Source organism: Streptomyces sp. VRA16 Mangrove soil, from assembly GCF_017377775.1.
Taxonomy (GTDB): domain Bacteria; phylum Actinomycetota; class Actinomycetes; order Streptomycetales; family Streptomycetaceae; genus Streptomyces.
The window spans coordinates 455,612-468,727 of sequence record NZ_JAFVLN010000007.1; the positions used below are offsets into that span (position 1 = coordinate 455,612).

Sequence of the window (13,116 nt, forward strand, 5' to 3'; positions counted from 1 at the left end):
GCCTACGGTCGCACGGGTGATGAGCAGCAGGCCGGAGACCCCCACGCACACCACCGGCGCACACCGGGCGCACCGCGCCGGGGCGAAGCGACCGGTGCCACGCGCCGCCTCGCAGCGCCCGCCCGCGCGCTACGAGCCCTGTCTGGACGGCCTGTTCACCTACTGCCTCTCCGTGCTGTGCGACCACGACGAGGCGACCGCGGCCCTCGGCGACGCCCTCGCGCTCGCCGAGCGGCGCGGCACCCGCGCCCCCGAAGCCGACGGCGACCGCAGGGCCTGGCTGTACGCGCTCGCGCGCTGGTCCTGCCTGCGCCGACTGGCCGAGGCCAAACGGCGCAGGCAGGGCTCGCACGCGGCGGGCGCGGCGCAACCGCACCAGGAGGAGGAGCAGCCGGGGCCCCTCCTCCAGGAAGAGCGCAGGCGCCAACTCGCGGTGCTGGCCTGGCCCGAGGCGGCCGGCACCAGCCCCGAGCAGCGCGAGGCGCTGGAGCTCGCGGTGCGCCACCAGCTGTCCGCCGCCGAGGTCGCCGCCGTGCTGGGCACCGAGCCCGCCGCCACCCGCGAGCTGCTCTCCTCCGCCGCCTGCGAGGTCGAGCGCACCCGCGCCGCTCTCGCCGTCGTCGAGACCGGCACCTGCCCGAGCGTGAACCGCCTGACCGGCGACAACCAGCTGCTGCTGTCCGCCGCCCTGCGCCGTGAACTGGTCCGGCACGTCGACGACTGCCCGCGCTGCCGCCGCACCGCCGAGCGCGCCGCCCCCGGCGCCTGGCCCGGCACCTCGATCACGCCCGCCGCGCTGCCGCTCGTCGAAGCCCCCCGCGCCGCCCTGTCCGCGGCGATGCACGCCCCGCGCCCCGCGCACTTCAGGGCTCCGCGCTTCGACCGGCGCGGCTTCCCGATGGACCCCAAGGACCGCGCGGCCCGCCGCGACCGGCTCCGCGCGCGTGCCGTCACGACGACAGTCGTCGCCACCGTGGTGGCCGCCCCCGTCCTCGCCCTCTGGGCGGCCTACCGGGGCGCGCCGCTGACCGGCGAGGGCGCCGACGGCCGCTCCGTGAGCGCGAGCGAGTCGGGCGGCGCGGCCGGCCTGGCGGGCGAGCGCGTGGGCGACGGATACGGCTACGAGAACGCGGGCAACGCCAGCACCACCCCCGACCCGCGCTTCACCGCGGGCAGCCGCGCACCGGACGTCTCCGTGGAGGTGATCTCGCCGCCCACGCGCGCGAGTTCGGGCCCCGGCCGGCTCACCGTGGCGGCCCGGCCCAGCGGCGGCGCCACCCTCATCACGCTGACGGCGTCCGGGAGTTCGGCCGTGCACTGGTCCGCGTCCACGGGTGCGGGCTGGCTCTGGCTGAGCCAGACCTCCGGCACGCTGCGGCCCGGCGAGTCGGCCACGATCCGGGTGTACGTCGACCACGACCGCGAACCGTCGGGGCACTGGACCGCGCGCATCGCCATCGATCCGTCCGGGGCGTTCATCTCCCTGGAGGGACACGGCAGTTCGGGCGGCTGGACACCGGGGGACGGCGGTTCGGGGGACCCGGGCGGCGACCCGACCCCCGGCGACCCGGGCACCTCGGACCCGGGCCCCGACCCCACGCCCACACCCAGCGATCCGGCGACGTCCGACCCGGACCCCACGCCGACGCCCAGCGACCCGGCGACGTCCGAGCCCGAGCCGACCCCGTCCGACACGGCGAGCCAGGGCACGGGGGACCCGGGGGACTCCACGTCGCCGACGCAGGCCCCCTGAGCCCCGGAGCGCGCGTGCTAGGCCGGGTCGACCGGGTCCGCCGGATGCGGGGCGACGAGCGGCAGCCCCTTGGGCAGGGCGGCGAGGCGCTCCTCGCACAGCTCGACCAGCTTCTCGTAGCCGGCCTTGCCCATCAGCTCGGTCAGCTCCGGCCGGTACGAGACGTAGACCGGGTCGCCCGCGCCGTGCGCCGAGGTCGCCGACGTGCACCACCAGTGCAGGTCGTGGCCGCCGGGGCCCCAGCCGCGCCGGTCGTACTCACCGATCGAGACCTGGAGCACGCGCGTGTCGTCGGGCCGGTCGATCCACTCGTACGTCCGCCGGATCGGCAGCTGCCAGCAGACGTCCGGCTTCGTCTCCAGGGGCTCGCGCCCCTCCTTGATCGCCAGGATGTGCAGCGAGCAGCCCGCGCCGCCCTGGAAGCCGGGCCGGTTCTGGAAGATGCACGAGCCGTTGTAGGGCCGGGTCTGCCGCTCGCCGTCCTCGTCCTTCGACACCCAGCCCGTCTGCGTACCGACGTCGTGGTGCTGCCAGATGTCGGGCGTGAGCCGCGCCACGTGCTCCGCCACGCGCTTCTCGTCGTCCTCGTCCGAGAAGTGTGCGCCCAGCGTGCAGCAGCCGTCGTCCGCGCGCCCCGCCTGGATGCCCTGGCAACCGCTCCCGAAGATGCACGTCCAACGAGAGGTCAGCCATGTCAGATCACAACGGAAGACCTGCTCGTCATCGGCCGGATCAGGGAACTCGACCCAGGCGCGCGGGAAGTCGATGGCCTTCTCGTCCCGCTTCAGGTCCTGGCCCTGCTGCTTGGCCGACTTGGTCTTCTTGTCGCTCTTACCACTCTTGTCGGCCTTGGCCTTTTTCGTCTTTGGCACACCTCCAGAGTAAGCGTGCCGGGGGCCTGGGCCTGCCGTCGCCCGGCAAGGGTTTGCGTGGGCGCAGTAGCGTTCCGTACATGAGACTCGGTGTCCTCGACGTGGGTTCTAATACGGTCCATCTGCTCGTGGTGGACGCGCACCCGGGCGCCCGCCCGCTGCCCGCCCACTCGCACAAGGCTGAGCTGCGGCTCGCCCAACTCCTCGACGAGCGCGGGGCGATCGGCCCCGACGGCGTCGAGCGTCTGGTCGGCACGGTCAGAGGCGCCCTGGAGGCGGCCGAGGACAAGGGCGTGGAGGACCTGCTGCCGTTCGCGACGTCCGCGGTGCGGGAGGCGACCAACGCGGACGAGGTGCTCGCCCGCGTCAAGGACGCCACCGGCGTCGAGCTGCGGGTGCTCAGCGGCGAGGAGGAGGCCCGCCTCACGTTCCTCGCGGCCCGGCGCTGGTTCGGCTGGTCGGCGGGCAAGCTCCTGGTCCTCGACATCGGCGGCGGCTCCCTGGAGATCGCGTACGGGATCGACGAGGAGCCGGACGCCGCGGTCTCGCTGCCGCTCGGCGCCGGACGCCTCACGGCCGCGTGGCTGCCCGGCGACCCGGCCGACCCGGCGGACGTGAAGGCGCTGCGGCGGCATGTGCGGGCGCAGATCGCGCGGACGGTGGGGGAGTTCAGCCGGTTCGGCGCACCGGACCACGTGGTGGCGACATCAAAGACCTTCAAGCAGCTCGCCCGCCTCGCGGGGGCGGCGCGCTCGACGGAAGGCCTCTACGTCCAGCGGGAGTTGAAGCGCAAGTCCCTGGAGGACTGGGTGCCGCGCCTGGCCGCGATGACGGAGAGCGAGCGCTCGGAACTCCCTGGCGTCTCGGAGGGCCGCGCGGGCCAGCTCCTCGCGGGGGCGCTGGTGGCGGAGGGGACGATGGACCTCTTCGGCGTGGAAACCCTGGAAATCTGCCCGTGGGCCCTGAGGGAGGGTGTCATCCTCCGCAGACTGGACCACTTGCCGACGTAGCGGGGGCCTACGGGCCGCGGGAAACCCTCCGGCCGACCCCGCCTCGGGCAATCTGCCGCCAAGGGTGGCAGGGCGGACGGGCAAGGCGGCACCCCGGCGCGGGCCGAGCCCACAGCCGCGGTCCCGCCCCGGTCCCGCCCCGCAACTACGGCGCGGGCCGAGCCCACATCCGGCGCCCGCCCCGGTCCCGCCCCGCAACTACGGCGCGGGCCGAGCCCACATCCGCGGGCCCGCCCCGGTCCGGCCCCGCAACTACGGCGCGGGCCGAGCCCACATCCGGCGGCCCAGGCAAGGCCCGGGGGCCCGCTTCTGGTCGCGGTGAAGGCCTGGCCTGCGCCACGGCTCCGGGCGAGCCCGCTTCTGGTCGCGGTGAAGGTCCGGCCTGGACCGCGGGTTTGAGGGGGCCCGCATCCGCCGGTCGCGGTGAAGGCCCGGCCCGCGCCACGGCTCCGGGAGAGCCCGCTTCTGGTCGCGGTAATGGCCCGGCCCCCGCCACGGCTCCGAGCGAACACACATCCGGCCCCGGCCGAGCCCCCGCCACGGCTCCGGGGGAGCCCGCATCCGGCTCCGGCGAAGGCCCGGCCCCCGCCACGGCCCCGAGCGAACGCCCATCATCCGGCCCCGGCGAAGGCCCGGCCCCCGCCACGGCTCCGGGGGAGCCCGCATCCGGCCCCGGCAAAGGCCCAGCCCCCACCAAGGCCCCGAGCGAACACGCATCCGGCCCCGGCGGAGCCCCCCCCCCCGGCCGAGCCCCCCGCCCCGGCGGAGCCACGGCGCCCCCGTCACTCCCAAGCGCCCCCTTCCAGCCAAGGGCGCCGCCCGCCCAGGCACCGGCTCCCCGCCCCACCCCCGGGGCCCGTACTCTGTCCCCGTGGCAGAACCAGTGGTGCGCATCCCGGATGCGAAGGTCGCCCTGTCGACGGCCTCGGTCTATCCGGAGTCGACGGCGACGGCCTTCGAGATCGCCGCGCGCCTGGGCTACGACGGCGTAGAGGTCATGGTCTGGACCGACCCCGTCAGCCAGGACATAGAGGCGCTGCGCCGCCTCAGCGACTACCACCGCATCCCGATCCTGGCCGTCCACGCCCCCTGCCTGCTGATCACCCAGCGCGTATGGTCCACGGACCCCTGGGTCAAGCTGCAGCGCGCGAAGGCGGCGGCCGAGAAGCTCGGCGCGTCCACGGTGGTCGTCCACCCCCCGTTCCGCTGGCAGCGCCAGTACGCCCGCGACTTCGTCAGCGGCATCTGGCGGATGGCCGACGAGACCGACGTCCGATTCGCCGTAGAGAACATGTACCCGTGGCGCTACCGGGACCGCGAGATGCTCGCGTACGCCCCCGACTGGGACGTGACGAAGGACGACTACCGCCACTTCACGGTCGATCTCAGCCACACCGCCACCGCCCGCACCGACGCGATGCAGATGATCGACAGGATGGGCGACCGCCTCGGCCACATCCACCTCGCCGACGGCAACGGTTCGAACAAGGACGAGCACCTCGTCCCCGGCCGCGGCACCCAGCCCTGCGCCGAGCTCCTGGAGCGCCTCGCGGTGAGCGGTTTCGACGGCCACGTCGTCATCGAAGTCAACACCCGCCGTGCCATGTCCAGCGCCGAACGCGAGGCCGACCTCGCCGAGGCCCTCGCCTTCACCCGCCTCCACCTGGCATCGGCGGCGCGGGTCCCCGGCTCATGACGGACGCGGCACCGGTACGCCGCCGTGGGCGCCCCGCGCGCGCCAGGACCCCCGAGGGCCCGGACACCCGCGAACGGATCCTGACGACGGCCCGCGACGAGTTCGCGGCGCGCGGCTACGACAAGACGTCGGTCCGCGCCATCGCCAAGGCGGCGGGCGTCGACTCGGCGCTCGTCCACCACTACTTCGGCACCAAGGAACAGGTCTTCGAGGCGTCGATCGCCACGGCCTTCTCGCCCGCTCTCCAGGCCCCGGCCGCCGTGGAGAACGGCCCGCTGGAGGAAGCGGGGGAGCGCCTGACCCGGTTCATCCTCGGCGTCTGGGAGAACCCGGCGACCCGCGCCCCGCTGCTGGCCATCGTCCGCTCCGCCGTCAACAACGACACGGCCGCCGCCGTCTTCCGCCGCCTGGTCGCCGCCCAGCTCCTGGCCCGCATCGGCCGCCGCCTCGACGTCCCCGAGCAGGAGGCGGAACTGCGCGTCTCGCTCGCCGCGGCCCAGCTCGTGGGCACGGCGATGCTGCGCTACGTGATCAAGGTGGAGCCGCTGGCGTCGGCGGACGTCGACACCCTGGTGGCCCGCCTGGCCCCGGTGGTCCAGAACCACCTCACGGGACCGGGGCCCGACTGAGACGCCGATCCCGCCATCCGGACACCCGGTCCGGATCCTGGAGCACGGGCGTAGGCTCGACCCCAGTCTTTTCTGCCTGCTTTTCCGCCCGGCGCGGCCCGCGAGGGACGCCCGGCAACCAGAGATGAACGCCTGAAGGAGCGAGCGACGATGCCCGAGCTGAGGTCCCGCACAGTCACCCACGGCCGCAACATGGCGGGCGCCCGCGCCCTTATGCGCGCCTCCGGTGTACCCGGTGCGGACATCGGCCGAAAGCCCATCATCGCGGTCGCCAACTCGTTCACGGAGTTCGTGCCGGGTCACACGCACCTGGCCCCGGTCGGCCGGATCGTCTCCGACGCGGTCCGCGAGGCCGGCGGCATCCCGCGCGAGTTCAACACGATCGCGGTCGACGACGGCATCGCGATGGGCCACGGCGGCATGCTGTACTCCCTCCCCTCCCGCGACCTGATCGCCGACTCGGTCGAGTACATGGTCGAGGCCCACTGCGCCGACGCCCTGGTCTGCATCTCGAACTGCGACAAGATCACCCCGGGCATGCTGATGGCGGCGCTCCGCCTCAACATCCCGACGATCTTCGTCTCCGGCGGCCCGATGGAGGCCGGCAAGGCCACCCTGGTCGACGGCACGGTCCGCAAGCTCGACCTGGTCAACGCGATCAGTGACGCGGTCGACGAGAGCATCTCGGACGAGGACATCCTCCGTATCGAGGAGAACGCCTGTCCGACCTGCGGCTCCTGCTCCGGCATGTTCACCGCCAACTCGATGAACTGCCTGACGGAGGCCATCGGCCTCTCCCTCCCCGGCAACGGCTCGGTCCTCGCCACGCACACGGCCCGCAAGGCCCTGTACGAGAAGGCGGGTGCCACGGTCGTCGAGCTGACGAAGCGCTACTACGGCGAGGACGACGCCTCGGTCCTGCCGCGCAACATCGCGACGCACGCCGCGTTCGAGAACGCCATGGCGCTCGACATCGCCATGGGCGGCTCCACGAACACGATCCTGCACCTGCTCGCCGCCGCCCGTGAGGCCGAGGTCGACTACAACCTCGACCACATCAACGAGATCTCGCGCCGCGTCCCCTGCCTGGCCAAGGTCGCCCCGAACGCGGCGCCCACGACCACGTACTACATGGAGGACGTGCACCGCGCCGGCGGCATCCCCGCCCTGCTCGGCGAGCTGTACCGCGGCGGCCTGCTCAACGAGGACGTGCACACGGTCCACAGCCCCTCCATCAAGCAGTGGCTGGACACCTGGGACATCCGCAGCGGCAGCACGTCCGATGAGGCCCTGGAGCTGTGGCACGCGGCCCCCGGCTGCGTCCGCTCCGCCGAGGCGTTCTCCCAGTCCGAGCGCTGGGACACCCTCGACACGGACGCGGCGAACGGCTGCATCCGCGACGTCGCCCACGCCTACTCCAAGGACGGCGGCCTCGCGGTCCTCAAGGGCAACCTGGCCGACGACGGCTGCGTCGTGAAGACGGCCGGCGTCGACGAGTCGATCTGGACCTTCGAAGGCCCGGCGGTCGTCTGCGAATCGCAGGAGGAGGCGGTGCAGAAGATCCTCCTCAAGCAGGTCAAGGAGGGCGACGTCGTCGTCATCCGCTACGAGGGCCCCAAGGGCGGCCCCGGCATGCAGGAGATGCTCTACCCGACCTCGTACCTGAAGGGCCGCGGTCTCGGAAAGTCCTGCGCCCTCGTCACCGACGGCCGCTTCTCCGGCGGCACCTCGGGCCTGTCCATCGGCCACGCCTCGCCCGAGGCGGCGGCCGGCGGCACCATCGCCCTCGTCGAGGACGGCGACCGCATCCGCATCGACATCCCGAACCGCACCATCGAACTCCTCGTCACGGACGAGGAACTGGCGACCCGCCGCGCGGCACTGAACGGCGTCTACGCCCCCAAGTCCCGCGAACGCAAGGTCTCCGCGGCCCTGCGCGCCTACGCCGCGATGGCCACCAGCGCCGACAAGGGCGCGGTCCGCGACGTCACCAAGCTCGGCTGACATCCCGGACCCACCGGCGGGCCTACCGGTCTCACCAGTCTTCGGGGTGGCTCCCGTCCACTCCGAAGACGGTGCCGTCGGGGGCGGTGGCGTAGATCCGGCCGTCCAGCGGCACGGGAGAGGGCAGGTCCGCGACCACACGGCCCGACGAGGCGTCGGGCCGGGGGCGGGTCTGCCCCACGGGGGCACCGGTGCGCCGGGACACGGCGAGCAGCCGTCCGTCCGGGGCCGTGAAGTACAGCGTCCCGCCCACCGTCACCGGACGGGAGGGTCGGCTGACCGCGGTGTCCCGCCGCCAGCGCACCGCATCCTTCGCACCCGCCCGGGTGTCCACGGCGACGAGTGCGCCCCCGGCCGCGTACACGTACACCGTCCCGTCGCTCTCGGTCGCCTCCGCCTGGTCGACGGGCGTGGGCAGCGGGAACCGGTGCGCCGCGTGGTCGTCCGTGTCGATCCTGACCACCTCGTCGGCCAGCTGGTCCAGGCCGACGGAGAGCAGGTGCACCGCGCTCGTGCCGCCCGCGACGGGACGCAGATCGCCCGCGACCCGGACGGACCAGCGCACCGTGCCGTCACTCGCCGACACCGCGCCGACCGAGGTGACCGAACCGTCGGCCGTCGGTGTCGCCGTGAAGAACGTCCGGGCGTCACCGGCCACCCATTGCGTACCGGGACCGCCGATGCGCCGGGACCACACCTGTCGCCCGGTCGCGCTGTCCAGGGCCCGTACCCGGCCGTCCGAAGAGGTCAGGAGCGTCATGGCGGCGGAGCGCTCCACCACGGAGTAGCCGCGGGTGTCGGAGGTCCAGCGCGCCTTTCCCGTACGGGGATCGAGCGCCTCCAGACGATGGTCCATGGTGAGGTGCAGCAGTCCGCCCGACACGGCCACGGGCGCCTTCGGTCGCGCGCCCGTCGTACGGCGCCACACGGCCTTGCCGTTCGCCGGGTCGAGCCGTGCGACCACGCCGTCGTCCGTCACGCAGAACAGGGCGCCCGTGCCCGAGGCGCAGGTCGACGGGGTCCCGCCCGCGGTGTCGAGCCGGACGCTCCAGGGGCTGAAGCCCGCCTTCGCGTCGGTGGGCCGGGACGGCTGACGCTCTTCACCGGGAAGCAGCGCGCCCGTCGTGAGGGCGGCGACACCGCCGATCAGCAGGACTCCGGCGACGGCGGCCAGGATCGCGCGGGGCCGCCGCCCGGACAGGCGGAGCCGGGCCGCACCGGTGGTCCCCATGCGGGCCTCGCCGGATGTCCGCGCCTTGTCCTCCGTAGGAACTCTCAGGCGCGCCGTGCTGTCGGCGGGCCGGGCGCCGTCACCCCTGGAACCGCCGCCACGCCGCGCCGGAACCCGCTCGTCGGGGCCGGGCCCGCGCTGGGCCGGCACATGAGGCGGGTCCGATGGCCGGCGCAGCGCCTCCAAGACCTCGGTGGGGGAGGGCCGGTGCGCGGGATCCTTGGCCAGGCAGTGGCGGATCACCGGCACGAGCTCGTCGGGGACGCCGGACAGGTCCGGCTCGTCGTGCACCACTTGGTACGCGACGATGTACGGACTGTCCGAGTCGAAGGGGCCGCGGCCGGTCGCGGCGTGGGCGAGCACGGCGCCCATGGCGAACACATCGGCGGCCGGGCCCACTTCGCGCGGCCGCTGGAACTGCTCCGGCGCCATGAAGGGCGGTGAGCCGATCAACTTGCCGGTCTCCGTGCGCAGTTCGCTGTCGAACGGGCGCGAGATGCCGAAGTCGATGACCTTGGGGCCGTCCTCCGCCAGCAGCACGTTGCTCGGTTTCAGATCGCGGTGGACCACCCCGGCGCGGTGGATGTCGCACAGCGCCTCAGCGAGTCCGGCGCCGAGCCTGCGCACGTCGGCGGTGCTCAGCGCGCCGTCCCGTTTCACCTGTGCCGCGAGGGTGTCGCCGGGGATGAACAGTGTCGCCATCCACGGCAGTTCGGCATCCGGATCCGCGTCGACGACCGGCGCGGTGAAGGCGCCGCTGACCCTGCGTGCGGCGTTGACCTCCTGCCGGAAGCGCGCCCTGAACTCGGGATCCGCGGCGTACTGGGCGTGCACCACCTTCACGGCGATGCGCAACCCCGAGGCGGACGTGGCCCGATGGACCACGCCCATGCCACCCGATCCGAGGCATTCCTCAAGGCGATAGCGACCGGCGTACCCCGGGCGCTCCGCTTCGGGCCCGGGTCCGGTGCTGCGCAGCGGCGGCATCGTCCACCCCCGTGTTCTGAAGTCCGCAAGCGCGACGCACGGAGCCTAGTCGATGGTGCGTGCGATGTCGGAGGGGCTTGCTAGCCTGCGCGAGTCGCACGGGGCGACGCCGGTGCCACGCGCATCGAAGGCGCCGGGAACGACATCAACGGGGGTACGAATCATGGCTGTTGAGAACGGAATAGCGGGCGGGAACACGGCAGCGGCCGACAACGCGGACATCACCAACATCACCGACACCGCCGACGCCGACACCGCCGCCACGGCCGCGGTGAGCACGACGGCGACGGCCGTCCGCTACCCGGTCGCCCCGGGCGTGCGGCTCAAGGTGCGCAGCGGCCCCGGCACGCAGTACCAGCTGCTGCGCGTCCTGCCGCTCGGCGCCACCGTGCCGATCACCTGCCAGAAGCCCGGCGAGTGGGTCACGGGCACGTACGGCACCACCAACCTCTGGGACAACATCGGCAACGGCCAGTACGTCTCGGACGCCTACGTGAAGACCGGCAGCGACGGTTACGTGGCCCCGCGCTGCGCCTGACCGCGCCAGTCGCGAACCCGCCACACCCGAAGGGGAACACGAATGAAGCGCAGAAGGATGAGAACGGCGCTGTTCGCGGGCGCCGCGCTGACCGCGCTGCTTGCGACGGCGGCCGTGACGACACCGGCGACGGCCGCCGAGTCGGCCGCCGCACCCGCCGCCGCGGCAGCGGTCACCTACCCGATAGCCCCGGGCTACAGCGTGAACGTGCGCAGCGGCCCCGGCACCCAGTACCGCGTGCTGCCGGTGGGCGCGCGGGTGGGGATCTACTGCCAGACGCCCGGTGAGACGGTGACGGGCCCATACGGCACGTCGAGCCTGTGGGACAACATCGGCGTGGGCGAGTACGTCTCGGACACGTACGTGAAGACGGGCAGTGACGGTTACGTGGCTTCCCGCTGCGGCTGACGGATCGGAGCGACCCCGCCGGGGCGGGCCCCCGCACCTCACCCCCCGCCCCGGCGATAATCGACCCGTGAGCGACGAACCCGGCACCCCCGGCACCCCGACCCCTGGCCCCCGCCCCGAGGAGATCCGTTTCTTCGGGACGACCTGGGTCGACCACAGCGGCAACTACGGCCTGCGCCGCGCAGGCGTCGGCCTCGGCGCCCTCGTCCTGGCCGCCGCCGGCTGCTTCGTGCTGCGCTTCGCCTACCAGGGCCTGGCCATGGCCGACGTGGGCTCCTTCGTGAGCATCCTGCTCATCGCCGCGTTCGCGATCTGCAGCGCCCTCGCCTACAACCGCACCTGGGCCGGCTTCTCCGAGCGCCCCGACCCCGAGAAGCAGGCCGCCCTGCGCGGCTTCATGGCCATCGGGTTCGTCGGCGTCCTCGTCGCGTACGCCCTGCGCTGCCTGACCGAGGCCCCGGGCGAGAAGCTCCGCCGCCGGGAGTACGAGACCGCCCAGGAACAGTACGAGCGCCGCACCACCCGCCGCACCGGTAACCCGGCCAAGAAGAAGTCGGGCGGCAAGCGCAAGAACTAGGGCGTGTGTCGAAAGTCCCCCCTGCCCCGCGACGCCTGGCACGCGCCCCCACCCTCGAACCAGGCTTCGCCAGGCTCGGGCGGGCGGGACCCCCTTCGCCGCACCGGGCGTAAGGCCAAGTACATCCGGGCCATCGGCGCAGCCTTGCGCCCGGCACTCCCCCAGCCTCCGGCCGGGGGACCCCCTGAGAGCACGCACCGGACGCCGCGGGGCCCGCCCTTCGGGCGGACGACGGGACTTTCGACACATGCCCTGGCGCGACGACCGGCCCAAGGACTGGCCCGGGGCCCGACGCCCCCTGACACCGCCCCGGCCGACACCCCACGATGGCGTCATGACCCACGACGCGTCCTCGGAATTCGCGCTCTCCTTCGACGGCGTGGCCGCCCAGTACGCCATGGCCCGCCCGACCTACCCGCCCCAGCTCTTCGACACCATCGAGGAGTTGACGGGCCGGTCGCTGCGAGGCCGCCGCACCCTCGACGTCGGCGCGGGCACCGGCATCGCCACCGCCCTCCTGCGGGACCGCGGCGCCGACGTCATCGCCGTGGAACCGGGCCCCGGCATGGGCGCCCAGCTCCGCGCGACACACCCCGAGATCCCGCTGGTCCGCGCCTACGGCGACGCCCTCCCCTTCGCCGACGCGACCGCCGACCTCATCACCTACGCCCAGTCCTGGCACTGGACCGACCCGGCCCGCTCGATCCCCGAGGCCCTGCGCGTCCTACGGCCCGGCGGCACGCTCGCCCTGTGGTGGAACATCCCCGACCCCGACGTCGAATGGACCGCGGCCCAGGAACGCCGCCTCCAGGACCGTCTCCCCGGCTACCACCGCCACGGCGTCAGCTCCGACGCGTCCCGCATCATCGGCTCCCTGGACCTGACCCCGGCCCCCACCACGGTCTACCGCCGCCTCCACTGGACCCGCCGCATCCCGATCGACCTCCACCTGGCCCACCTGGCCAGCCGCTCCTACTTCGTGGTGATGGGCCCGGAAGCCGCCCGCCCCATCCTCGAATCCGAACGAGCCCACCTCCTGGCCGCCTTCCCCAACGGCACCCTGGAAGAGGCCTACGCCCTGGACCTCACCCTGGCCCACCACCCCTAACCCACCCCTAACCCACCCCATCCACCTGCCGCGCAGCCCAGACCAACCCGCAACCAAGGCCACCCCACCCCACCCGCCGCACCGTTTCGGCCAACCACCCGCCCACCCCCACCCACCCTGACCAATCCCTGGCCGGCCACGTCGCCTCAGGCAATCCCCGGCCCGCCACGTCGCCTTGGGCAATCTGCCGCCAAGGGCGGCAGGGTGGGCAAGGCGGCACCCCAGCGCCGGGCAGGCGCCCCATCAGGCCCCAGCCCACGGGCCCCCCCCCCCACCCCCCCCCCCCCACCCCCCCCCCCCCCC

The 13,116-nt window shown here is 73.7% G+C and carries 11 protein-coding genes; 9 read left to right on the forward strand and 2 right to left on the reverse strand.

The annotated features are described in order from the left end of the window. The first annotated feature begins 19 nt into the window (after nt 1–19). Nucleotides 20–1,753 carry a hypothetical protein gene (locus J3486_RS21970; protein WP_229378353.1) on the forward strand — a complete coding sequence of 578 codons (1,734 nt, stop codon included), beginning with the start codon at nt 20–22 and terminating at the stop codon, nt 1,751–1,753. Nucleotides 1,754–1,770: 17 nt separating this feature from the next. On the opposite strand, the gene J3486_RS21975 is transcribed toward J3486_RS21970, so the two are convergent. Next, nucleotides 1,771–2,625: a hypothetical protein gene (locus tag J3486_RS21975; RefSeq protein ID WP_207822731.1), complete on the reverse strand. Its 855-nt coding sequence runs from the start codon at nt 2,623–2,625 to the stop codon at nt 1,771–1,773. 80 nt (nt 2,626–2,705) lie between these two features. Between J3486_RS21975 and J3486_RS21980 the strand changes: the two genes are divergently transcribed. The 4 genes from J3486_RS21980 to ilvD all read left to right on the forward strand — a co-directional run bounded on the left by J3486_RS21980 (nt 2,706) and on the right by ilvD (nt 7,964). After that, nucleotides 2,706–3,635 (forward strand): Ppx/GppA phosphatase family protein, encoded by a 930-nt coding sequence (locus tag J3486_RS21980; RefSeq protein WP_207822734.1) that lies wholly within the window; start codon nt 2,706–2,708, stop codon nt 3,633–3,635. Between the two features lie 871 nt (nt 3,636–4,506). After that, the gene (locus J3486_RS21985) at nt 4,507–5,331 is read left to right on the forward strand and encodes a sugar phosphate isomerase/epimerase (protein ID WP_207822736.1); all 825 of its coding nucleotides are present in this window, start codon (nt 4,507–4,509) and stop codon (nt 5,329–5,331) included. Continuing rightward, the gene (locus tag J3486_RS21990; protein ID WP_207822738.1) at nt 5,328–5,960 is read left to right on the forward strand and encodes a TetR family transcriptional regulator; all 633 of its coding nucleotides are present in this window, start codon (nt 5,328–5,330) and stop codon (nt 5,958–5,960) included. The genes J3486_RS21985 and J3486_RS21990 overlap by 4 nt, the downstream gene beginning before the upstream one ends. Nucleotides 5,961–6,110: 150 nt before the next feature. Then, entirely contained in the window at nt 6,111–7,964 is a 1,854-nt protein-coding gene (ilvD, locus tag J3486_RS21995) for a dihydroxy-acid dehydratase (RefSeq protein ID WP_207822740.1), read from the forward strand. Nucleotides 7,965–7,995: 31 nt separating this feature from the next. On the opposite strand, the gene J3486_RS22000 is transcribed toward ilvD, so the two are convergent. After that, nucleotides 7,996–10,086, reverse strand: a complete 2,091-nt coding sequence (locus J3486_RS22000) for a serine/threonine-protein kinase (protein WP_307804892.1) — start codon at nt 10,084–10,086, stop codon at nt 7,996–7,998. 259 nt (nt 10,087–10,345) lie between these two features. Between J3486_RS22000 and J3486_RS22005 the strand changes: the two genes are divergently transcribed. The 4 genes from J3486_RS22005 (at nt 10,346) to J3486_RS22020 (ending at nt 12,813) form a co-directional block, all read left to right on the forward strand. Beyond that, nucleotides 10,346–10,720: a hypothetical protein gene (locus tag J3486_RS22005; RefSeq protein WP_229378354.1), complete on the forward strand. Its 375-nt coding sequence runs from the start codon at nt 10,346–10,348 to the stop codon at nt 10,718–10,720. A gap of 42 nt (nt 10,721–10,762) precedes the next feature. Next, complete coding sequence (locus J3486_RS22010; protein WP_229378355.1) at nt 10,763–11,128, forward strand: peptidase; 366 nt, start codon at nt 10,763–10,765, stop codon at nt 11,126–11,128. Between the two features lie 67 nt (nt 11,129–11,195). Then, complete coding sequence (locus tag J3486_RS22015; RefSeq protein WP_207822745.1) at nt 11,196–11,705, forward strand: EamA/RhaT family transporter; 510 nt, start codon at nt 11,196–11,198, stop codon at nt 11,703–11,705. Between the two features lie 334 nt (nt 11,706–12,039). Then, nucleotides 12,040–12,813, forward strand: coding sequence for a class I SAM-dependent methyltransferase (locus tag J3486_RS22020; protein ID WP_207822747.1), 774 nt, complete (start codon nt 12,040–12,042; stop codon nt 12,811–12,813). Nucleotides 12,814–13,116: the final 303 nt, after the last annotated feature.